Annotated in this window: 20 protein-coding genes; 8 read left to right on the top strand and 12 right to left on the bottom strand. The window is 52.0% G+C overall.

Going from position 1 to position 21,331, the window contains the following annotated elements; translation table 11 throughout:
• Nucleotides 1–94 precede the first annotated feature (94 nt).
• Nucleotides 95–1,810, top strand: a complete 1,716-nt coding sequence (locus AB7C91_RS05240) for an ABC transporter ATP-binding protein (RefSeq protein ID WP_332446445.1) — start codon at nt 95–97, stop codon at nt 1,808–1,810.
• Nucleotides 1,782–3,665 carry an ABC transporter ATP-binding protein gene (locus AB7C91_RS05245; RefSeq protein WP_428589680.1) on the top strand — a complete coding sequence of 628 codons (1,884 nt, stop codon included), beginning with the start codon at nt 1,782–1,784 and terminating at the stop codon, nt 3,663–3,665. Before AB7C91_RS05240 ends, AB7C91_RS05245 begins: the two co-directional genes overlap by 29 nt.
• On the opposite strand, the gene AB7C91_RS05250 is transcribed toward AB7C91_RS05245, so the two are convergent.
• Genes AB7C91_RS05250 through AB7C91_RS05265 form a run of 4 tightly spaced genes read right to left on the bottom strand, consistent with a single transcriptional unit; the run spans nt 3,627 to nt 8,048 of the window.
• The gene (locus tag AB7C91_RS05250; RefSeq protein WP_332446443.1) at nt 3,627–5,645 is read right to left on the bottom strand and encodes an ATP-dependent helicase; all 2,019 of its coding nucleotides are present in this window, start codon (nt 5,643–5,645) and stop codon (nt 3,627–3,629) included. The genes AB7C91_RS05245 and AB7C91_RS05250 overlap by 39 nt on opposite strands.
• A gap of 6 nt (nt 5,646–5,651) precedes the next feature.
• Complete coding sequence (locus AB7C91_RS05255; protein WP_332446442.1) at nt 5,652–6,134, bottom strand: small multi-drug export protein; 483 nt, start codon at nt 6,132–6,134, stop codon at nt 5,652–5,654.
• A gap of 10 nt (nt 6,135–6,144) precedes the next feature.
• Nucleotides 6,145–7,263, bottom strand: a complete 1,119-nt coding sequence (locus AB7C91_RS05260; RefSeq protein ID WP_332446441.1) for a DUF362 domain-containing protein — start codon at nt 7,261–7,263, stop codon at nt 6,145–6,147.
• Nucleotides 7,260–8,048 (bottom strand): RsmB/NOP family class I SAM-dependent RNA methyltransferase, encoded by a 789-nt coding sequence (locus AB7C91_RS05265; protein ID WP_332446440.1) that lies wholly within the window; start codon nt 8,046–8,048, stop codon nt 7,260–7,262. Before AB7C91_RS05265 ends, AB7C91_RS05260 begins: the two co-directional genes overlap by 4 nt.
• Nucleotides 8,049–8,110: 62 nt before the next feature.
• Between AB7C91_RS05265 and AB7C91_RS05270 the strand changes: the two genes are divergently transcribed.
• Nucleotides 8,111–8,782 carry a cytochrome c biogenesis CcdA family protein gene (locus tag AB7C91_RS05270; RefSeq protein ID WP_332446439.1) on the top strand — a complete coding sequence of 224 codons (672 nt, stop codon included), beginning with the start codon at nt 8,111–8,113 and terminating at the stop codon, nt 8,780–8,782.
• 9 nt (nt 8,783–8,791) lie between these two features.
• On the top strand, nt 8,792–9,607 hold the full coding sequence (locus tag AB7C91_RS05275; protein WP_428589685.1) for a redoxin family protein: 816 nt from the start codon (nt 8,792–8,794) through the stop codon (nt 9,605–9,607).
• Here the strand turns inward: AB7C91_RS05275 and trhA are convergent.
• The 6 genes from trhA to AB7C91_RS05305 form a co-directional block, all read right to left on the bottom strand.
• A complete protein-coding gene (gene trhA, locus AB7C91_RS05280; RefSeq protein ID WP_332446437.1) occupies nt 9,594–10,271 on the bottom strand; it encodes a PAQR family membrane homeostasis protein TrhA in 678 nt (225 codons plus the stop codon). The two genes, AB7C91_RS05275 and trhA, sit on opposite strands and share 14 nt — an antisense overlap.
• Before the next feature lie 130 nt (nt 10,272–10,401).
• Nucleotides 10,402–11,145, bottom strand: coding sequence for an amino acid ABC transporter ATP-binding protein (locus AB7C91_RS05285; protein ID WP_428589688.1), 744 nt, complete (start codon nt 11,143–11,145; stop codon nt 10,402–10,404).
• Nucleotides 11,138–11,998: an amino acid ABC transporter permease gene (locus AB7C91_RS05290; protein ID WP_332446434.1), complete on the bottom strand. Its 861-nt coding sequence runs from the start codon at nt 11,996–11,998 to the stop codon at nt 11,138–11,140. Before AB7C91_RS05290 ends, AB7C91_RS05285 begins: the two co-directional genes overlap by 8 nt.
• Nucleotides 11,999–12,159: 161 nt before the next feature.
• Nucleotides 12,160–12,942, bottom strand: a complete 783-nt coding sequence (locus AB7C91_RS05295; RefSeq protein ID WP_332446433.1) for a basic amino acid ABC transporter substrate-binding protein — start codon at nt 12,940–12,942, stop codon at nt 12,160–12,162.
• Between the two features lie 140 nt (nt 12,943–13,082).
• On the bottom strand, nt 13,083–13,838 hold the full coding sequence (locus AB7C91_RS05300) for a basic amino acid ABC transporter substrate-binding protein (protein WP_332446432.1): 756 nt from the start codon (nt 13,836–13,838) through the stop codon (nt 13,083–13,085).
• A gap of 74 nt (nt 13,839–13,912) precedes the next feature.
• Nucleotides 13,913–14,377 carry a divergent PAP2 family protein gene (locus AB7C91_RS05305; RefSeq protein WP_332446431.1) on the bottom strand — a complete coding sequence of 155 codons (465 nt, stop codon included), beginning with the start codon at nt 14,375–14,377 and terminating at the stop codon, nt 13,913–13,915.
• Between the two features lie 86 nt (nt 14,378–14,463).
• On the opposite strand from AB7C91_RS05305, the gene AB7C91_RS05310 reads away from it, so the two are divergent.
• From AB7C91_RS05310 to icd, 3 genes are all read left to right on the top strand, one after another.
• Nucleotides 14,464–15,654, top strand: a complete 1,191-nt coding sequence (locus AB7C91_RS05310; protein ID WP_332446430.1) for an MFS transporter — start codon at nt 14,464–14,466, stop codon at nt 15,652–15,654.
• 68 nt (nt 15,655–15,722) lie between these two features.
• Nucleotides 15,723–17,660 (top strand): aconitate hydratase, encoded by a 1,938-nt coding sequence (locus AB7C91_RS05315; RefSeq protein ID WP_332446429.1) that lies wholly within the window; start codon nt 15,723–15,725, stop codon nt 17,658–17,660.
• A complete protein-coding gene (icd, locus tag AB7C91_RS05320; protein WP_428589694.1) occupies nt 17,660–18,889 on the top strand; it encodes an NADP-dependent isocitrate dehydrogenase in 1,230 nt (409 codons plus the stop codon). Before AB7C91_RS05315 ends, icd begins: the two co-directional genes overlap by 1 nt.
• Here the strand turns inward: icd and AB7C91_RS05325 are convergent.
• Together AB7C91_RS05325 and AB7C91_RS05330 are read right to left on the bottom strand one after the other, a co-directional pair.
• Complete coding sequence (locus tag AB7C91_RS05325; RefSeq protein ID WP_428589697.1) at nt 18,878–19,546, bottom strand: HAD family hydrolase; 669 nt, start codon at nt 19,544–19,546, stop codon at nt 18,878–18,880. The two genes, icd and AB7C91_RS05325, sit on opposite strands and share 12 nt — an antisense overlap.
• Nucleotides 19,533–20,828, bottom strand: coding sequence for a citrate synthase (locus AB7C91_RS05330; RefSeq protein ID WP_332446426.1), 1,296 nt, complete (start codon nt 20,826–20,828; stop codon nt 19,533–19,535). Before AB7C91_RS05330 ends, AB7C91_RS05325 begins: the two co-directional genes overlap by 14 nt.
• A 194-nt stretch (nt 20,829–21,022) precedes the next feature.
• Here AB7C91_RS05330 and AB7C91_RS05335 point away from each other — a divergent pair, with 194 nt between their 5' ends.
• Nucleotides 21,023–21,328, top strand: coding sequence for a metalloregulator ArsR/SmtB family transcription factor (locus AB7C91_RS05335; protein ID WP_332446425.1), 306 nt, complete (start codon nt 21,023–21,025; stop codon nt 21,326–21,328).
• The last annotated feature ends 3 nt before the right edge of the window (nt 21,329–21,331 follow it).

A 21,331-nucleotide genomic window follows, 5' to 3' on the forward strand; every position in this document is an offset into this window, starting at 1 on the left:
TTTCTTCAGGCAAGCGTGCCGTTGGTCAGGATTTTCTGCCTTTCACACATGCCACTCCTTTACAAGTTCATCCGATTTGCAGAATATGATGCATATGGAACTTCTGAAGCGGTATCTCACCAAGTATCGCAAACCGTTCATCCTGGCGCTTGTCGCTGTTGCCCTCGAATCATTGTGTGATTTGCTTGGACCTACGTTCATGGCCAAGATCATCGATTTGGGAATACTGAAAAACTCCTTGCCCGCCGTGTATCATTGGGGGTTTTTCATGTTGCTGTTCAGCCTCATAGGCTTGGTGTTCGCGATCAGCCGCAACTATCTGTCAAGCAACGTCTCCCAAGCCTGCGGCTCCGACCTTCGTCGTGATGTGTTTTCCAAGATTCTTCATCTTGATGTTTCCAGCTTCGAACATCTGAGCCCGGGTTCTCTGATCACCCGGATGACCAGTGATGTACAGCAGGTGACTCAGGCCGTAAACGGGACCATGCGTATTTTCGTCAAAGCCCCGCTGACCACCATCGGCAGCATTGTCTTGGCCACCTCGATCAATCCGAGGATGAGCATGGTAATCTATACGGTTGTCATCCTTTTGTTTTCAGCAATCGCTTTGGGAATGCGCCTCTCCTACAAACGATTTACCGCATTGCAGCAAGCATTGGATACCATGAACAGCAGGGTTTCTGAATACTTGCATTCCGTGCGTTTGGTCAAGGCATTCGGAACATTTGCCCATGAGCAACAGTTGTTCGAAGAGGACAATGCCTCACTGGAATCAAGCAGCATCAGGGCGCAGATGATCATTACCTTGCTCAGTCCCCTGCTTACCCTGATCGTCGGCCTCGGAACGGTGGGCATCCTGATGCTCGGAAGCCGTCTGTTTTCCTTGTCCTTGGCAAATGCAGGGGATATCAGTGCATTTACCGTCTACATCGCCTTGATGCTCGGATCCATCCTGCAGATGACGAATATTTTCAACATTCTTATCCGAACAAAGGCTTCGCTGAGGCGGCTCGAGGAGGTGTTCGCCCAACCATCCGAAGAAGAGCCCTCCCTGGCGAATCCGATGCCCAAGGTCACCGAACTCGCTTTCTCCCACGTAGGCTTTTCCTATGAAGGCAAGGAAGGGGTACCTGCCTTGCAGGATATTTCATTTCACGTCAAATCCGCTCAGAGCATTGCCATCATCGGGCCTACCGGCTCGGGGAAATCGACGATTGCATCGTTGCTGCTTCGATTCCATGACCCGCAACAAGGGGTAATCACCCTCGACGGTTTTCCGCTTTCCTCGCTTGATCGAACCGACCTGCGTCGGCATATTGCCTATGTGAGCCAAAATCCGGCATTGTTCCGAGGGACCGTTGAAGAGAACCTGCATTGGGGTGATCCTTCCGCCACCAAAGCGCAAATCGATGATGCACTTGCACAGGCGCAGGCATTGTTCGTCACAGATGGCAAGCAGGCGGTGGCAAGTGGTGCTTCCAATCTCTCGGGAGGGCAGAAGCAACGACTGGCGCTCGCGCGGGCATTGCTCAGGCACAGTCCAATTCTTCTACTCGATGATGCAACCAGTGCATTGGATGCCATCACCGAAGCGAAGGTGCGTTCTTCCCTGCTGGCCGACAAAGAGGAGCGGATCATCATCTTCATCACCCAACGGTGTTCATTGGCTCGGAGCGCCGACCTCATTCTTGTCCTCGAGGATGGCAGGCAGATGGGGTTGGGAACGCATGCACAGTTGCTTGAGGATTGCCCTGTATACCAGGGCATATTCGCCTCACAAAATGGATGGAACGGACATGGCCCAGATTGAGATTCCACGACTGGGTGCACCGAAGGTGGGAGGAGCAAGTCGATTCGCCTCCCATGCAAAAGCCAAGGATATGAAAGGCACCCTGAAACGGCTTCTGCATTTGTTTCTTGGATATCGACGTACGTGGATTGCCACACTTTTTTTGAGCATACTCTCAACTGCACTCACCGTAGGCATTCCCTATGGAGTGGGCCAAGTCTTCAATACGTTCCATGAAGCGGACCATCAGGTGGACATCCCCCGTTTCCAGACACTCATTGCAGCATTGCTGGTGTTCTCTGCCGCAAATGCATTGGTGACCATGCTCAGCCACAGTATGATCCTGAAAGCCTCCCAGCATCTGGTGAAAGCGCTCCGTACCCGATTCTTCGCCAAGCTGCAGCATTTGGATCTTGCCTTCTTCGATACCAATTCCAGCGGTGATACAATGAGCCGTCTCGTCAATGATGTCGACCTGATAAGCCAATCGATAGCCACTTCTGCAGTACAGCTGTTGGAAAGCATCCTGACCATTCTCGGCTCTTTGTCCGTTATGTTCTTCCTGAATATTGTGCTCTCCGTGAGTGTATTGCTTTGTGTTCCGTTCGTGTTCCTCGTCACCCGATTCATTGCAAAGAAAAGCAGGGCTTTCTTTTTGGAACAACAACAGAATCTGGGGAAGATCAACGCATTGGTGGAGGAAAGCATCCAGAATCTACAGACGATCAAGGCGTTTTCCAAGGAAGCGGATTTTGATACTGTTTTTACGCAAACCAACGAACGACTGCGGGTGGCCGGAACCTCGGCCCAGTTGTATTCCGGATTGCTGATGCCGCTGATGAACGTTCTGAACAATTTCACCTTCGCCGTGGTGGCCATTATAAGCGGGGTGCTGTGTACAAACAGCGGGCTTTTGATCGGAACAGCCATCACGTTTCTTACCTACTCAAAACGATTCGCTTCCCCTTTGAATCAGGTTGCGGGATTGTTCAACACCATCCAAAGCGCCTTGGCCGGTGCGGAACGGGTATTTGAGATCTTGGATAAAAGCGAGCAGATCCCCGACGAACCGAATGCGGTGGATTTGGCGAACGCACGAGGGAATGTCGAATTCAAGCACGTCTCTTTTTCCTATGACAAACACAAGCAGGTTCTTACGGACATCAATTTCACGGCAAAGGCGGGACAGGTGATCGCACTGGTAGGGGAAACCGGATCTGGAAAAACCACCATCGTCAATCTGCTTACCCGCTTCTATGACGTCGATAGCGGGGAAATCCTGTTGGATGGGGTTACTCTTACCCACATCAAGCGCAGCAGCCTCAAACATTGCTTCACCGTTGTCCTGCAGGAGCCCTGCCTTTTCACCTCAACCATAGCCGAAACAATCAGGTATGCAAAACCCGAGGCGAGCGATGCGCAGGTCATGCAAGCTGCCCGCTTGGTCAGGGCGGACCAATGTATAGAAAAGCTCCCCAACGGTTACCGTTCGATGATTTCAGCAAACAATCAAAGCCTCAGCCAAGGGGAAAAGCAATTACTGGCGATCGCCAGGGCGGTGCTCTCCGACAGTCCGATCCTCATACTCGACGAAGCGACCAGCTCGGTGGATACCAAGACGGAAAAAGAGATCCAGAAAGCTTTGACGACCCTGATGGCCGGACGTACCAGCTTTTTGATCGCCCATCGGCTCTCGACCGTCAAGGATGCCGATTTGATATTGGTGATTTCAGAGGGGCGCATCTGTGAACGGGGAACCCATTCGAGCCTGCTTGCCCAGAGAGGTCTGTATTATGACATGGTCTCCAGTCAGAATGGCCCAGAAGATGCTGAGCCCCTAGGCGTTGGTTTTCCCGGCAAGTCGCTCGCGCAATAACCTGAGCTTGTCCACCACCTGGTCGCTGGATAGTTGCTTGGCTGGATCTTCCTCGTCGAAAAGCGATTTGGGAATTTCCTCGAGGAAACGGGAAGGTAGGCTGGTGATCTCATCATGCCCCCGCTTGCGTTTTTCGCAACTGCTGATGATCAAGGCTCTCCTGGCGCGGGTGATCGCAACATAGAACAGCCTGCGTTCTTCGTCGATGTTCTGAGGGTTTTCCTCGATGGCTCTGGCGTGGGGGATGTACTGGTCCTCAACCCCGGCAAGATAGACGGTGTCGAATTCGAGCCCTTTTGACGCATGGATCGTCATCAAGGCGATCTTCCCTTCGTTCTGATCTTCCGGATCATCCTTGCCGGTCAAGCTGATTCGGTTGAGAAACTCGAATAATGACGAGCTCCTGTTGTCCGGATTCCGTTCCCAACGAGCCAGCATGTCGCACAGCCGTCCGATACCCTTCATCTTGAATGCAACGACCGCCTCATTGTCCGGGTGCTCTGCTTCCAGATACGCTTTGTATCCGATTTCCTGCACCAAGGTCCTGAGCACCATATTGCGTTGGGTGTGCGTGGCGAACAACTGTTCATGAAAATCCTCGATCATATCGAAGAAACGCTTCAGGGTGCGTTGGATTCCCTCCTTGACCTGCCCATCGGTGGCGATGGACATCAAGGAAAGCGCACTGTACAAAGAGCATTTGTGCTGATCTGCAACCCGACGCAATTTTTCGAGCGTCGTACGCCCGATGCCGCGCCTAGGAGTATTGATGACACGAAGCAGGTTCACATCATCATCCTGGTTCGCCAGAACTTTCAGGTAACTGATGATGTCACGTATTTCTTTCCGATCGAAGAAACTCTGGCCTCCGGTTACCTGGGAGGGGATGCCTCGCTCGGCAAACTTGGTTTCCAATGTGTCGATCAAGCTGTTGGTTCGGACCAATACCCCGAAATCCGAAAACGGACGGTCTTCCTTCTTGTGGACCATGAGGATCTCATCGGCGATGACCGATGCTTCATCCTCATCATTGGTAGGGTGGATCAGCCGAATGGAGGAACCTTTGCCGCTTTCGGTCCAGAGTTTCTTGTCCTTGCGCATCTGGTTGTTGATGATCAGGGAGTTTGCCGCTTCCAGGATGGTTCCGGTCGAACGGTAGTTGCGTTCCAGTTTGATTTCCAGACGTTCGGGGAAATCGCGTTCGAACATGACCAAATTCTCATAGTTCGCCCCACGCCAACTGTAGATGCTCTGGTCGTCGTCGCCGACCACACACAGGTTCCGGCTCTGCTGGGCAAGCTGTTCAACCATTCGGTATTGGGAAAGGGAAGTGTCCTGGAATTCATCGACCAGGATGTGAGTGAAACGGTTACGCAGCGAGGCCAGCACCTCCGGCTTCTTTTCGAAGAGCTCAAGCGGTTTCATGATCAAATCATCGAAATCAACGGCATTGTAGGCTTTCAGATGCTGTTCATACTCTTGGTACAAACCGCGTATCTTCTCCGACGCATTCGGTCCGAACACCTTGCGTTTCGTCTTGATGTCACTGAATAGTGCCGAAAGCTCATACAGATCAAAACTTTCCACCACGTAATCGAGATTCTGGATGACTTCCTTGATCAGGGCCATCCGGTCATTCGTGTCGTAGATGGTGAAGTTGTTCTTGAAACCAAGGTGTTGGATATATTGCTTGAGCACCCCCATTCCGAATGCGTGGAAAGTGGAAGTGGTCAATTTTTTCAAAGGAAGTCCCGTAAGCTCCCGGATACGATCCGCCATTTCACGGGCCGCCTTGTTGGTGAAGGTGAGGGCAAGGATTGATTCTTCCTGGATACCGCTGGCCAGCATGTTGGCGATCCGGTAGGTGAGCATCCGGGTTTTTCCACTTCCGGCCCCGGCAATGACCAGCAGGGGGCCATGGAGGGTCGAAGCAGCTTTGCACTGCTCAGGGTTGAGTTCTTTTGCTAGATTGAAATGCATGTTACCTCAAAAACGTTTGATGAAGACCGAGTTCATTCCTATTCCCAAGGCAACCAAGGCGGTGACGATCAGGCCGGAAACGATGACTCCGCCGAATACTGCCATCATGGTCTTTCTCTTGTCAAGGCCCAAAATCCAGGAACCCAGGGTTCCCGTCCAAGCTCCCGTGACCGGAAGCGGGATGGCGACGAAAAGCAGAATGCCCCAATACCCGTACTTGTTCACCTTCGGATAGACCTTCGCCCGTGCCCGCTCGACGAATCGGTCGAAGAATGAGGCATACCATTTCCACCATGAATGGAGAACCCTATGGAGGGTAGCGAGGAATGTGTAGACGATCGGGGCCACCAATGCATTGGTGAGAATGCACAGGGGGGCGGCAATGAAAAGGGAAACCCCGTTGAGATACGCATACGGGATGCCGCCCCGCAATTCACTGATGGGAAGCAGGGAGAGCAGTATACTTACAAACAGCGTTGATACGTTCATAATCCATCCTTCAGGGAGTGTGCAGCTCATCCACAGCGATCGCGGAGGCTGGGCATACTTCATGGCAGCAATAACACCGAATACACGCCTTGGTGTCGATGATGATCTGTTTGTTTTGCATCGTCAAGGCTGATGCTGGACAAATGTCAATGCATTTGCGGCATTTGATGCAGGGTTCAGCCAGGAATGTCGGTGCCTTGCGTTCTCGCTTGACTTTCCAACGGAGATATTTGCTGAAGAAGAACGGAAGGACCAATGCATGCAGAAAGCTGGTTTTTTTCTGTTGTTCTATCCTCAGATAATCCTTGACGATCATCGATGAGAGTTCCACGCCGCGATATCCGGTGGGCAGCGACCCGAATCCCCTGTGCAGCGCCTCCTGTATGATCGGCACCGTCTTCGCATCATAGCCCATGATGGTCGCTTGCGTGTAATCGAGGGCCAGGGCATCGGTGCTGGCCAACAGCAGACCCAGATGCCGGGGAACCCCGTTTGCGGGTCCCGGACCTTCCATGCCGATGATGCCGTCCATCAAGCAGAAAGCAGGTTTTGCAATTGTTGCTATACCGACCATCAGGGAAGCGAATTGTTCACGGGTGGGAAACTGGACATGACAGGGGCTCTTGTTCAGGTTTGGTACCAAACCGAACAGGTTTTTGATAGCTCCGGTTGCATACATCAATTGATGGGTCTTGAACTTGGGTACCGAGAACACCATGTCGACGTCATCCAAAATGGATGCCAAGGGCAATTGTTTGCCCCGGGTATACGGGATGACATGCATGTGCGGTTGTTTGGTGAAGTCGATCCAAGGAACCTGCTCCTCGTCACAGACGGCCTGGATCCCGCTGTTCCTGGGCTGGAAATTGGAGCGTTGGAGACCCGGTGAATCTCCCATGCAAAGAAAAGCGGCGCCACGCTTTCTCAGCAGATGGATCAAAGCCTTCAGGACACTTGGGTGAGTGGTTATGCATTGGTCGGGTCTTGCATCGCTGAGAATATTCGGTTTGATCAAGATGCGTTTTCCTGCCACATCCGGCATATCTGCAAGCATGCAGGCCTGCTCAACTGCTTGGTCGACCGTCTGTTGGTCATACGTTGTGCATTGTACAAGGGAAACCGAACTCATATGATCCTCCTGATCAAACATACATACAAAGGACCACGTCCCTGACCTGTGTCCGGTAGAATGATTGATCCGTATTTCAGCTCCTCACCGTATTGCAGGGTGATCGGCGGAAGGGAAAACCTACCCGCTCGCTTGGCATGAAGCTTCTCGATGATCATTTCATTCTCATTCGGGTTGATCGAGCAGGTGCTGTACAGAATGTACCCACCCACTTTCACCGCTTCCAATGCTGAGGCCAGCATCGCGAATTGTTGGATAGCCAAATGCTTGGGCCGGGCGCAGGTCCACTCACTCAGTGCTTTCCCATCAGATAGTACATGGCGCTCGCTCGAACAGGGTGCATCGAGGAGAATCCGATCGTACACCTGTTGTTCATACAACGACCAACGTGATGCATCATGACTGGTAACAGTGATGTTGTTCTGAAGATTTTCCGCCAAATGCGAGGCAAGCACCTGTTTCAGCCGGAGTCTACGGTTGGCTGATCGATCATTGGAAACCAAATGGCCGGTGCCTTGCAATGCAGAAGCCAGTACCAGAGTCTTGCCGCCCGGGGCTGCACACATATCCAGCACCGAATCCCCACTTTGGACATCCAAAAGTTTTGCCCCCAGGATCGATGCCTCATCCAGGTAATACGGTTGGGTAAGGTCCTCACTGAATGCAACCGGGTTGCGCTCAGTCAAGAGCGACGCTTTCAACCTTTCCCAACGTGCTTGGTAGAGTGAAGCATAATAGGTTTCGAAGAGCGAAGATCCGGTTGCTTTTTCCTTGCGTTTGGCCATGAGGAGACTGTATCAATTTTTTTAGCTCTTGTGAACCTTTTCCAGCTGTGCTATGCTCGGCCATGGCATATCTTACTGCTTTCCTAGAAGGGATCATTAGTTTCATCAGTCCGTGTATCCTCCCGATACTCCCCCTTTATTTTTCCTATCTTGCAGGTGGGGTGGCCGAGCGGCAGCAAAAGAAGGGTGTACTGCTGAAAAACAGCATTGCTTTCGTCGTGGGCTTCACGATTCTTTTTGTTGCCTTGGGAGCCGCCTCCACGACCATAGGAAAATATTTGGAGACGCATCTGACGCTTCTGAACCGCATCGGAGGGGTGTTGGTCATTTTATTTGCGCTCAACAACCTCGGGTTCGTCCTGATTCCGGCGCTCAATGACAATCATAAAATCCAACTGAAAGGGTTGCAGAATATGAATATTCCCAAATCTTTGCTTTTTGGATTTGTATTCGCCGTGGGATGGACACCATGTGTGGGGCCTTTGCTTGGTTCTGCGCTGATGATGGCTGCCAATGCGGCGCTGCTGTATAAAGGCATGCTCACCCTGCTTTCCTATGCGCTGGGACTTGCCATACCCTTCTTGCTTTCCGCTGTTCTGATCGAACAGGCAGAAGGAGCCTTCTCTGCGATCAAGAAGCATGCAAAGCTCATTACGATCATCAGCGGTCTGTTCCTGTTGGCCTTCGGCATCGCCTTGGTCATCGGATACAACCCGGCCGCATTATTTCTGTAGGAGATATCTATGAAAAAGAATTCCCGTACGTTATTGATAACCATTGTGTCGTTCATCGTGCTCATCATTGTAGCTTCCGTAGCCTACAACGCATTGAAGGACAATGCACCATCGGTTTCCTTCACCCCTGAATTGGCCCCGGTTACATCCAAGCAACCGACCCCCATCCCCGCGTCAGCACCGCAGCCTGCCGCTGCCGAACCGGCTCCAGCACCCCGTCCTGAGGCAGCCTTGCAGCCTGCTGTTGAGGAGCCGGTGGCCGAAAGCACTGAAGCACCGGCCGCACCCGCTCTCGAGGAGACGACACCCGAACAGGCCCCGCCGAGTGAATCGGATGCAGTCTCTGCAAGCGATGCAAATACCGCTGCTCCCACCGCCCCGAAGGCCGAGGCAAAGCAAGAGCCCACCATGCCGGACATCCCGCTGTTCACTTTGGACAAGCGTGAAACGTCTTTTGAGAAGGTCCGTCAAGGAAAGCCGGTGGTCATCAATTATTTTGCTTCGTGGTGCCCCCCCTGCAAACAGGAGTTGCCCCATTTCCTCAAAGCCTACGAGCAGTATAAAGACCAGATCAGCTTCATTTTCCTTGATGCCATGGATGGTCAGCGGGAAACCTTCGACACCGTCAAGAAGTTCATCAAGGATTTCCCCTTCACGGCGCCCGTCTATTATGACGAAGGAATATTCGCCTATATGTTCCAGACCAACAGTCTTCCGACCACCGTGTTCATCAATGCCGATGGTACCCTGGCCAATGGATATTTGGGGATGATCACTGAATCGGTACTGGAAGAGAACCTTCAGAAACTCCTTACGAAAGAGTAATCATGTAACCGACGAAGAAAAGCGCGCTTCCCCCGATGCAGAACAAATGCCAGATTGCATGGTAATGGGGGATGCGCTTGTTTGCATAAAAGATGACCCCGATGCTGTAGGTAAGTCCGGCACTGATGACCCACACAAGCAAACCGGAGGGCAAAAAGGGAATGATGTCCTTCCAGAAGAAAACAATCAACCAACCCATGCCGAGATAGAGTATGACATGGAGCGCTCGCAATTTACCCCAGAAGACCAAGGTGAACAGGATGCCTGAAAGGGCGATTGCCCATACCAGGTAGGCAAGGAGATGGGATGTAGGCGTATTCACATACAAGAGCAACGGCGTGTAGGTACCGGCGATGAGGAAATAGATGTTGCTGTGGTCCAGGATCCTGCACACCCGTTTGGCATTGCCGTAGGGAAGTGCATGGTAGAGTGCTGAGGCACTGTAGAGGAGAATCATCGTCAATCCCCAGACAACCATCCCTATTTTCAGCGACAGGGTTGAAAGGGTAGGGAGTTTGAACAGGATGGCAATGAATGCAATCAAGGCGAGGGCGGTACCGACGATATGGGTCAGGGAATTCGCCCGTTCCGATCTTGGGTCATCATAGGTATGCAACGTAATGTGTGTTTCCAACCAATGGGTCAAACCATTTGCTTTTGACATAGGAAATCCTCCGTTCTCGTGCATGACCATACCGTCAAATGTTGGTTCAGACAATGGTGCATTTACACTTTTTGTGCACTAGTAGAAATCTATCAGTTGAAAAAGGGGCCGATCGGCCCCTTGGTTTGCATTATAGGATATGTTCCAAAAACAACTTGGTCCGTTCATTGGTCGGATGGCTGAACATCTGCTCAGGTTTTCCCATCTCGATGATTCTTCCCTCATCCATGAACACCACCTTGTCTGCAGCTGCCCGTGCAAAGCCCATCTCATGGGTCACCAACAGCATCGTCATGCCGCTTTTGGCAAGTTTGAGCATGACATCCAGTACTTCCTTGATCATCTCAGGATCCAAGGCGCTGGTTGGTTCATCGAAGAGCATCACCTTCGGTTCCATGGCCAAGGCACGGGCGATGGCAACACGTTGCTGCTGTCCACCGGAAAGTTGTGGAGGGAACACCTCCGCTTTTTCTTCCAGTCCCACCAGTTTGAGCAGATCCTTGGCTTTTTGTTCGGCTTTTTCCTTACTCAGCTTCTTCACCTTCGTGGGAGCCAAGGTGATGTTGTCCAATACCGAGAGATGCGGAAAGAGGTTGAAGGACTGGAATACCATTCCCACTTCCTCACGGATCTTGCGCAGGTCCACATCAGGATCGGTTACTTCATCCTCATCGATGAAAATTCGGCCGCCGCTCGGATGCTCAAGCTTATTGACACTGCGAAGCAGGGTGGACTTGCCACTTCCCGAGGGTCCGATGATGACTACCACTTCCCCGTGTTCGACGATCAGACTGGCATGTTTGACCGCTTGTACCGTGGTGTGGTTGGAGGTGATGTAATCCTTGGAAAGATCTTCGATACGTATTCTAGCCATTTTCGTGCAACCTTTCCTCCAAGATGCCGACAAGGCGGGACAAGAGGAGGGTAATGATCAGATAGATGAGAGCGACGACCAACATGGTTTCCAACGAAAGGAAGGTTCGGGAGATGTACTCCCTTCCTTTTCTCAGAATGTCACTCAACGCTATGGTCGATACCAAGGAGGAGTCCTTGAGCATGGAGATAAACTCGTTACCGATGGCCGGCAGCACCACTTTCACCGTCTGGGGGAGGATGACATACCGGAAAGCCTGGCTGCGGGAAAGTCCGAGTGCGATCGCTGCTTCCATCTGGCCCTTGGGGATGGCCTGTATCCCGGCTCGTACAATTTCACCCATATAGGCACCGAAACAAATGGAAAGGGCGACCACCGCAGCGATCATGCCTTCAATTTTGAAGAATCTTCCCATGGCGTAGTAGATGAAGATCAACTGGACCAGAAGCGGGATGCCTCTGATCAACTCCACATATACTCCGCTGATCATGTTTATCCATCTGCGTTTACTCACCGATCCAAGACCGGTGACCGTACCGATGACCAATGCCCCCAATATGGCGAAAATAGTTGCTTCGAAAGTGACCGGGGTTCCCTTGATGGTGACCAAAAAGATGTCCCGATAGGGGGTGGGTTTGAACATGACCAGACCGGCCAGCAGGAGGATTGCACTGAAGAAGGTGATTCTCCAGGAATTGAGAATGTGCCCGTCATCCTTTCGGGGAATGAGCACACCATCGGTCATCTGGATGGTGACCGGCTTTTTCTTTGGTGCATTCGGGTCGACGGATACTACTTTCTTCCGCGCCGCCTGCAACTTCAATTCTTCAATATCATTAGGTTGGTAATCCATAGGTTCTCACACTTGATAAAGTATTGTACAGTGAAGTACTACATAATTATACAGTTAAAGTCAAGCGATCATGTATAATTATTCAAACAATCCCCATGATATTCCCTCTTCATGCAACAAGGGGCCATACGGCCCCTTGTCTAGCTTCTTGTGATGCAGAATCAGAGGATGTTCCACTTCTTCTTCAGTTCATCCATCTTTCCGCTGGCCTGGATCTTGGCGAGGCTGTCGTTCACCAATGAAAGCAGAGCCGTATTGTCCTTGAGCATGGCGATGGCGATCGGTTCAGGCTGGCCGAGATCACTGGCGGTTCCCGCCACCTTCAGCTTGTTGGCGTAATTCGGGTTGGATAGTACATAATCACTGGCGATGACCGAATCGGTGACCACCCCGTCGAGATTGCCGTTGAGCATGTCCTCGATGGCGAAGCCGACTTCGTCATACGCTTTGATGGTTACTTTGAAAGAAGGATTCTGCTTCATGAAATCCTCGAGGAAGATATGACCGGTGGTTCCCAGTTGTACCCCTACGGTCTTGCCATTGAGGCTGGCTGTGTTGGAGAGGGACGTATTGGAGATAGGAGCAAGGATCGCCTGGGTGATGACCATGATCGGCGTAGAGAACGCCATGGTCTTTTTCCGTTCCTCGGTTACCGAGACACCGCTTGCAACCGCATCGTACGCCCCGTTGGCAAGACCTGCAAAGATGCCTTCCCATGCCACATTGCGGATAGTGATCGAAACATTGCTGGTCTTGGCGATTTCGTTGACCAAGTCGATTTCGAATCCTACGATCTCTCCGTTTTCATCAACGAATTCCAGCGGGGGCCAGGCGCAGTTGGCTGCAAAGACGTACGAGGGGCCGCTTTCTTTCTGTGCTTGGGAAAAAAGCAGGGAAGAGGATGCCAACAAAAGAATCAGGGCAATGGTTACAAGCTTTTTCATGATTGATCTCCTTCATGTGATATGCGTATATTGCATACTTATGCATTATATGTCAACTATATAGGAATAAATATACAATGAAATCCGTAGTTTTGCATAAAAAAAGGGAGCCGAAGCCCCCTTTGTACGCCCATCACCTGCTAGAGCAGGTTCCACTTCTGCTTGAGTGCCGTATAGGAACCATCGGCCTGCATCGCACTAAGGCCCTTGTTGATCAGATCAAGCAACGTCTTGTTGCCTTTCTGCACCGCAATGGCGATATCCTCCTGGGTGAACGGCTGGCCGGCAACCATCAATTTATTCTTGTAATTGTCATTGGCCAGTACGAAGTCACTGGCGATGAGCGAATCGCAGACCGCTGCATCGACATTTCCATTGAGCAAATCCTCAATGGCAAGCCCGATGTCGTCATAAGCACGCCGTTGGACTGAATACTTCTCCAACGCAAAGTCTCCGGTGGTCCCGATTTGTACGCCAATCTTCTTACCGGTGAGATCCTCGATTCCCTTGACTTTGGCACTATCGCCGCTGCGAATGATCACCACCTGTCCAGCCTGAAGTATGGGAGTGGAAAAATCCATGCTGAGCTTACGTTCCTCGGTCACTGTCACTCCGCTGGCAACACCGTCATACGCCCCATTGGCAAGTCCGGCGAAAATCGTGTCCCAGGGAACGTTCTTCACCGTCATGGGAACGCCTGTTTTTTCCCCGATGAGCGGGATGAGTTCCACCTCGAATCCGGTGAGCTGTCCATTTTCCACAAATTCAAGCGGCGGCCAGGTGGCATCGGATGCGAAAACATATGCCGTATTCGCTGTTTCCTGTTTTCCTTGTGCGAAGGCGACCGACGAAGTGACTACGAGCAATACGAGTAACAGGGATATCAACTTTTTCATCAAACAACTCCTTGATATATGAAATACTGGAGGCATCATGCCCCCGGTCGAAAGGAAAGTCAAGCAAACATTACTTACAGTGATCTGGTGGAAAAGGTGACGTAGAGGCCCACCAGCAATCCCAAAGCAGTACCTCCAAGTACCTGGCTGAAGGAATGCCCCAGCATGGTCTTCAGGTTTTCCGGGGTGAATTGGCCTTCGCGGTGAATGTCGCTGAGTATCCTGCTCCACTCATTGATGACCTCCGCCTGTTTTCCTGCAGCCCGTCTGATGCCCATCGCATCGTGAATGACGATCGCAGCAAAGGTTGCTGCTATGGCGAAGTCCACCGTACCGATCCCTTCGGTAATTCCGATTGCCGTCACCAAGGCAATGACCCCCGCCGTATGGCTGGAAGGCATTCCCCCGGTACTGATCAACAAATGCCATTCAAAGGTTCTCTCAAAAATGGCATTGATGAACGGTTTGAGCATTTGGGCGATAAAAAACGCCGCAGCGGCAGCGATGAAGGGGGCATTCCCCAATAAATCGTTGTTCATATGCCTACACTAGCTGTTTTTCCCTCCTTGCGCAAGAATCTGTCTTGCTTTACAGTAGCATGCAACGGTATTTTCGGAGCATAGATATGAAAATTTCCCCACAAAAGACCGATGTCATCCAGTTTTGGGTGATCAACATCGCTTCCTTCATCGCACAATTGACCATTGCCATGGTGAATCTTGCGTTGGTCTATCATTTGCGTAGATTCTACGGTTTGGGAGCTGATGCGATTGGGATTGCCGCTTCAATCAGCACGGCGACCTATCTGGTATTCTGTTTGGTGGGTTCCCGCTATACGGTGCATTTCCGTCCGCGTCATTTGGTGGAGCTTTCCTTGGTCGGTATGGCCGGTGCAGTGGCTCTGTTCGTGGGAACGAACCGAATCGCCGTCGCCTACCTTGCCCTGGGTTTGTACGGGATGTTCATGAGTCTGCTCTGGCCTCAGATCGAAGCATGGTTCAGCCGAGGCAAGGAAGGAGCCGGCTTGAACCGGGTCGCCAATGCCTTCAATTTCTCCTGGTCATTCGGTGTGGGGGTCTCCTCCTATGTGGCGGGCCTTCTGGTGGAACGGTCCACAACCCTGCCGTTTTATGTGGCGCTGGTCCTGTTCTCCCTGGTGTTCCTCCTGATTTATGTGAGCAGCGCCTTGGTGCCGGGAATCAGGGCCGTGGCAAGTGAGCATGAAGACAACAAGATCAATGGAAAGGTCGATGAAAGTACGCCGCTCAGGTACTATGCCTGGGTGGGTATCATCGTCCTGTATAGTGGGATGAGCGTCATCCTGACCATTTTTCCCCTCTATGCGCAAGATGTACTGGGCATCAGTGAAAGCCAGACCGGATTACTGTTGCTGGTCAGAGGGGTCGCCACGTGCATCAGTTTCCTCTTGCTCGGGAAACTGGAATTCTGGCATTTCAAGAAACGGTATATTTTTCTAGTGCAGGGCTTGTTCGGTCTGTTCTCCCTCCTGGCGATGACGTTCACCACACCGCTGCCATTCGCCTTTTTCTTTTTGGTGTTCGGAGTCCTGTTCGCATTTGCCTATGACCAGAGTATGTTCCATGGGGCAAGCGGGAGTGTGAACCGTTCACTCAGAATGATCATCCATGAAGTCCTGCTTACCATCGGCACCATTCTCGGGGCAGTGGGAGGCGGATATATTTATGAGCATCTGAGTTTCTCCTCCATTCTCTTGATCATCGGCAGTGCATCGTTGGTTCTGGTTTTTCTGCAGATGATTTTCGCCGGTGTATTGGAACGGAAGCACATTCATTGAACAAGAGGTTTTACATACAAGATATAATTCGTATACAATAACCCAAGAATTGTCGAAAGGAGCTAGATATGGGCAAGACACTGACTGCAAAGATTCTCTCTTCCCACCTGAAGGAGGGAACATTCGAGACGGGAAATCCAATTGGGATTCAGATCGACCAGACCCTTACCCAGGATGCCACCGGTACCATGGCGTATCTCCAGTTTGAAGCCATGGGCTTGAAGCGAGTCCAGAATGAATTGGCAGTCAGTTATGTCGATCATAACACCATCCAGGTCGGTTTCGAGAATGCCGACGATCATCGATACCTACAGACGGTCGCCGCAGCCAAAGGGGTCGTGTTCTCCCGTCCGGGCAACGGTATCTGCCATCAGGTGCATCTGGAGCGGTTCGGTAAACCCGGTAAGACGCTTCTGGGCAGTGACAGCCATACTCCCACCGGGGGAGGCATCGGCATGATCGCCATCGGTGCGGGCGGCTTGGATGTAGCGGTAGCCATGGCCGGCGGTCCGTTCCACCTTATTACCCCGAAGGTTATCGAAATCCGCCTGACCGGAGCGCTCCGACCGTGGGTCTCTGCAAAGGATGTCATTCTGACCATTCTGGAACACTTCGGGGTCAAAGGCAATGTAAACTGTATTTTCGAGTATACCGGCGACGGTGTACAAACTCTTGAGGTCCCCGAACGCTCAACCATCTGCAACATGGGGGCGGAATGCGGCGTGACGACCAGTGTGTTCCCTTCTGATGAGAAGACCCGGATGTTTTTGAAGGCTCAGGGGAGGGAAGCGGATTATCTCGCCCTGTCTGCGGACGAGGATGCCGTCTACGACGGGTTGTTCACCGTCGATCTATCCAACCTCGAGCCCAAGACCGCATGTCCGCACTCGCCGGGAAACATAGCGAGCGTCGCTTCCCTCGCCGGGAAGAAAATCGATCAGGTCTTGATCGGTTCTTGTACCAATTCCAGCTACGCCGATATGAAAAAGGTTGCAGACATCCTGTCAGGACATACGGTTGCTGAGCATGTGAGCCTGGGAATCGCTCCGGGAAGCCGTGAGGTCCTGTTGATGCTCAGCCAGGATGGATCGCTTGCAAAACTGATCCAAAGCGGGGCCAGGATTCTGGAAAGCGCCTGCGGTTTTTGCATCGGTAACCATCAAAGCCCCGGGACGGAAGGAGTCTCCTTGCGTACGAGCAACCGCAACTTTGAGGGCAGGAGCGGGACGAAGAGCGGTCAGGTGTACCTGGTAAGCCCGGAGACAGCCGCACTTGGTGCCATCACCGGCGTGTTCACCGATCCTCTTTCCGACCATGGCATCGCGTATCCGAAGGTGGTGCATCCGACGCAATTCGTCATAGACGATTCCATGTTTGTATTCCCGCCTTCCGACGGATCGGATGTGGAGATCTTCCGTGGGCCGAACATCGGCAATCCTCCGAAGAACACTCCGCTTGCCGATGAGCTGAACGGATTTGTGACGATCAAGGTGGGGGATAAGATCACCACCGACCATATCATGCCGGCCGGCGCGCGGTTGAAGTATCGTTCCAACATCCCCGTTTATTCTAATTATGTCTTCGAGCCGATCGATCCCTTGTTCAGTGAGCATTGCAAGGAGAATCAAGACCGGGGCAAGGACAACTTCATTGTGAGCGGCGCCTCCTACGGCCAAGGCTCCAGCCGGGAACATGCGGCGATTTGCCCGATGTACCTGGGAGTGAAGGCGGTTATCGCCATTTCCATCGAACGGATCCATCAGGCGAATCTATGCAATTTCGGCATCATTCCCCTGACGTTTGTCAACGAGGAGGATTACGCAAAATTCGACCAGAACGATGAATTGGTTTTGGAGAATGTACGCGAACAAATCCAGAATGACCATGTAGTGCTGAAGAACCGGACCAAGAGTGTGGAAATTCCACTTGTTTGCGACGTCACCGAGGAACAGCGGGCCATGCTTCTGAAGGGTGGGCTGTTGAACATTCTCAAGGAGCGATATTGATGGAACAGGTCATTGTCAAGCAAGAAGGGACCCTGGTGGTTCCCGACCAGGTCGTCATCCCCTTTATTGAAGGGGATGGTGTAGGATCGGAAATCACTTCGGTCATGAAGCAGGTTGTCGATACGGCGGTTGCAAAGGCCTTTGGAGGTAAGCGTTCCATCCTCTGGAAGGAAGTGCTCGCCGGAGCGAAAGCCAGGGAGTTGACCGGTACCCCGCTTCCTGAAGAGACCTTGGAAGCGATACAGAAATACAAGGTGGCCATCAAAGGGCCGCTTACCACCGAGGTAGGCAAGGGGGCGCGCAGTTTGAATGTCACCTTGCGCCAAACCCTCGACCTGTATGTATGCTTGCGTCCGGTGGAGTATTATCCGGGGGTTCCTTCTCCGGTGAAGCATCCCGAGAACGTCGACATGGTGGTGTTCCGTGAGAATACCGAGGATATCTATGCCGGCATTGAATGGGAAGCGTACTCTCATGAAGTCAAGAAAGTGATTGATTTCCTGGCTGTTGAAATGGGGGTGACTAAGATACGCTTTCCCCAGAGCAGTGCATTGGGGATCAAACCGGTTTCCCGGGAAGGCAGCGAGCGGTTGATTCGTAGCGCCATTACCTATGCACTGGAGCACGACCGAAGGAATGTCACTCTGGTGCATAAGGGCAACATCATGAAGTTCACCGAAGGTGGATTCCGATTCTGGGGCTATGAGCTGGCCAAACGTGAATTCGGTGCCCAGGAGGATGAGCAGGGTCGGATTGCCATTGCACGGAAGGGAAAGGAGCCGTTGTACATCCAGGATTGCATCTGCGATGCATTTTTGCAGAACATCCTGCTCAAGCCGCAGGCCTATGATGTGATAGCCACGTTGAATCTGAACGGGGATTATGTCTCTGATGCGTTGGCCGCCGAAGTGGGGGGCATAGGCATCGCCCCCGGAGCAAATATCAACTTTGAAAGCGGGCATGCCATTTTTGAGGCAACCCACGGCACGGCCCCGGATATAGCGGGAAAAAACCTGGTCAATCCGCTTTCCATGGTGCTTTCCTCCGAGATGATGTTGCGCTACATCGGTTGGGATAGTGCAGCAGACTTGATAAAGCGTGCAGTCGGGCATGCCATCAACTCAGGTATGGTCACTTCCGATTTTCATCGTTTGATGGAAGCTGAAGGCAGGAAAAGTACACAACTGGGTACCCGTGAATTCGCAGCGCATCTTGTCTCATTGATCTAAAGTGAACTGGGTAAAATCATCGAGCAGGCCATGGATCCCCTCCATGGCCTGAAGTGTCTGTATATCGGAGCCGGGGCTCTTCATTGCATAGATGCATCCCATTCCGGCTGCTTGGGCAGCAAGGATTCCCGCTTTGGTATCCTCGAACACCGTACAGGTTGCAGGAACGCAACCCAATGCACTGCATGCATCAAGGTAGAGATCAGGAAACGGTTTTCCTCGCCTCATCCCGTTGTCATGGATGATGAGGGAATCGGGAACCAGATCGGAAAGGTTGAACCATTTCTTGTACCGTTCGATGTTGTCCGGTCCTGCACTGGTGGCGATCGCCACGGCTCTTCCTGCCTGCTTGGCCTTGTTAATCAGATATTCCGCCCCGTTTGCCAAAGCAAGCGGGCGGTGAGATAGGCAAATAGACTCGTAGAGCAACTCTTTCTCATTGCTGAGCTGTACCACTTCGTCTTCTGGGATTTCCCTTCCCAAGAGATATGCGAGGGTCTGCTGATTGGTCCGACCGTCAAGATAATGACTCTCCGCTTCGCTCAACACAACACCACGCAGGCGTAGTGACATGGCACCCCATGCCTGTCGATGATATAAGGTATCCCAGAACAAGGTGCCGTTGAAGTCGAAGATAAGAGCTCTATCGGTCCTCAAGAGGGATCACCTTGCGTACATGCGGACCGGAGTAGACCTGTCTGGGTCTGCCGATCTTCTGATACGGGTCATGGCGCCATTCCAACCAGTGGGCTATCCATCCAGGGAGTCTTCCCATGGCGAACAATACCGTGAACATGGATTCCGGGATACCCATCGCATGGAAGATGATCCCGGTATAGAAGTCTACGTTGGGGTACAAGTTGCGCTCGATGAAATACGGATCGGCCAAGGCCGCTTTTTCAAGGTCCATTGCGATCTGGAGCAGGGGATCGGTCTGATTGTCCGCTCCCAGCACCTGTTGGCACAAACGCTTTGCGATCTTTGCCCGCGGGTCATAGGTCTTGTAGACACGGTGGCCGAACCCGGACAGCCTGAAATTTGAATTTTTATCCTTGGCCATCTCAATGACCTTGTCGATGCTGATGCCCTCGCTGAGAATCTGATTGAGCATTTGCATCACCGCTTGGTTCGCCCCTCCATGTTTGCTTCCCCAAAGGGCGCAGCAACCGGCGGCAACCGAAGCATAGAGGTTGGCCTCGCTGCTTCCGACCAGACGAACGGCGCTGGTGGAGCAATTCTGTTCATGGTCTGCATGGAGGATCAACAGGATGTTGAGGGCTTTGACATGCAACGGGTCCGGCACATATGCGTTGACCGGGGTGTGGAACATCATGTTCAGAAAATTCTCACAGTACGAGTACTTGTATGTGGGGTCCACAAAATCCAGACCGTTCATCTGCCGGTAACTGAACGCAGCGATGGTTCGCATCTTGGAAAGAAGGCGGCTGACGGTAAGGTCGACGTTTTCCTCAGGGTCGACATCCTCGAGTTCCGGATAGAAGGCTGAGAGCGAAGCGACCATAGCGGAGAGGATGGACATTGGATGGGCTTCCTGAGGGTAATCACGGAAGAAGTTACGCATATCGACATGCAGCAAAGAATGGCGGTTGAGCATCTCGGCGTACGTATGCCGCTGTGCAAGCGTGGGGAGTTCTCCCTTGATCAACAGATATGCAACTTCAACGAAGTCGCATTGCTCGACCAGTTCCTCGATGTCATACCCGCGGTACCTAAGGATTCCCTGCTCGCCGTCCACAAAACAAATGGAACTCATGCATGAGCCTGTATTCACAAATCCCGGGTCGTAGGTGATGAATCCGGTCTGCTTGCGCAAGGCGGTGATATCTATGGACTTCCCGCCCATGTTGTCGGTGATGACCGTAAGATCAACTTGTTTTTCGCCAAGAATCAATTTCGCTGCATCTTGCTGTATTTCCATGCATTTGCCTCCTTTGGGGGGTCTGGTTGTGGTACACACGAGGAAACGGGAGCCGGTGCATCCGTGAATTTTTATTCAGGATGGTAGAAATGTATCGTATATTTATTCTTTTGAGAATATAGCAACAGGCAATCTCTTACTTTTCATCCTGCCCGGAGCCCTGTATACTGAAGGCGATGTACAGGAGGTTCTCGATGGAAGGTACACCCATGCCGTTGGAAGAGGAAATTGTTGATATCGCTGATTTCTTCAAAGTGTTCGGGGATCCGACTCGCCTCAAGATATTGTTCCTGCTCGAAGCGGGGGAACGTGGTGTCAATGCCATCAGCGAGGAACTCGGGATGCAACAGAGCACAATCAGTCAGCAGCTTAAGTTGCTCAGGGCCCGGCGTTTGGTTCGTTTCCATAAGGATGGAAGGAACGTACTGTACCGACTCAATGACGAGCATATCCATGACATCCTGGCTCTAGGCATCGAACATTATGAGGAACTCCTATAGCCG

The sequence above is a fragment of the Sphaerochaeta sp. genome, assembly GCF_050256055.1.
Lineage (GTDB): Bacteria > Spirochaetota > Spirochaetia > Sphaerochaetales > Sphaerochaetaceae > Sphaerochaeta.

Excerpts from the sequence above, each read along its gene's own strand:
- AB7C91_RS05270 (WP_332446439.1), top strand. The coding sequence starts at position 8,111 with ATGGCATATCTTACTGCTTTCCTAGAAGGGATCATTAGTTTCATCAGT.
- AB7C91_RS05275 (WP_428589685.1), top strand. The coding sequence starts at position 8,792 with ATGAAAAAGAATTCCCGTACGTTATTGATAACCATTGTGTCGTTCATC.
- AB7C91_RS05305 (WP_332446431.1), bottom strand. The coding sequence starts at position 14,377 with ATGAACAACGATTTATTGGGGAATGCCCCCTTCATCGCTGCCGCTGCG.
- icd (WP_428589694.1), top strand. The coding sequence starts at position 17,660 with ATGGAACAGGTCATTGTCAAGCAAGAAGGGACCCTGGTGGTTCCCGAC.
- AB7C91_RS05265 (WP_332446440.1), bottom strand. The coding sequence starts at position 8,048 with ATGGCCAAACGCAAGGAAAAAGCAACCGGATCTTCGCTCTTCGAAACC.
- AB7C91_RS05285 (WP_428589688.1), bottom strand. The coding sequence starts at position 11,145 with ATGGCTAGAATACGTATCGAAGATCTTTCCAAGGATTACATCACCTCC.
- AB7C91_RS05260 (WP_332446441.1), bottom strand. The coding sequence starts at position 7,263 with ATGAGTTCGGTTTCCCTTGTACAATGCACAACGTATGACCAACAGACG.
- AB7C91_RS05255 (WP_332446442.1), bottom strand. The coding sequence starts at position 6,134 with ATGAACGTATCAACGCTGTTTGTAAGTATACTGCTCTCCCTGCTTCCC.
- AB7C91_RS05315 (WP_332446429.1), top strand. The coding sequence starts at position 15,723 with ATGGGCAAGACACTGACTGCAAAGATTCTCTCTTCCCACCTGAAGGAG.
- AB7C91_RS05330 (WP_332446426.1), bottom strand. The coding sequence starts at position 20,828 with ATGGAAATACAGCAAGATGCAGCGAAATTGATTCTTGGCGAAAAACAA.
- AB7C91_RS05300 (WP_332446432.1), bottom strand. The coding sequence starts at position 13,838 with ATGAAAAAGTTGATATCCCTGTTACTCGTATTGCTCGTAGTCACTTCG.
- AB7C91_RS05250 (WP_332446443.1), bottom strand. The coding sequence starts at position 5,645 with ATGCATTTCAATCTAGCAAAAGAACTCAACCCTGAGCAGTGCAAAGCT.
- AB7C91_RS05290 (WP_332446434.1), bottom strand. The coding sequence starts at position 11,998 with ATGGATTACCAACCTAATGATATTGAAGAATTGAAGTTGCAGGCGGCG.
- AB7C91_RS05295 (WP_332446433.1), bottom strand. The coding sequence starts at position 12,942 with ATGAAAAAGCTTGTAACCATTGCCCTGATTCTTTTGTTGGCATCCTCT.
- AB7C91_RS05310 (WP_332446430.1), top strand. The coding sequence starts at position 14,464 with ATGAAAATTTCCCCACAAAAGACCGATGTCATCCAGTTTTGGGTGATC.
- AB7C91_RS05240 (WP_332446445.1), top strand. The coding sequence starts at position 95 with ATGGAACTTCTGAAGCGGTATCTCACCAAGTATCGCAAACCGTTCATC.
- trhA (WP_332446437.1), bottom strand. The coding sequence starts at position 10,271 with ATGTCAAAAGCAAATGGTTTGACCCATTGGTTGGAAACACACATTACG.
- AB7C91_RS05245 (WP_428589680.1), top strand. The coding sequence starts at position 1,782 with ATGGATGGAACGGACATGGCCCAGATTGAGATTCCACGACTGGGTGCA.
- AB7C91_RS05335 (WP_332446425.1), top strand. The coding sequence starts at position 21,023 with ATGGAAGGTACACCCATGCCGTTGGAAGAGGAAATTGTTGATATCGCT.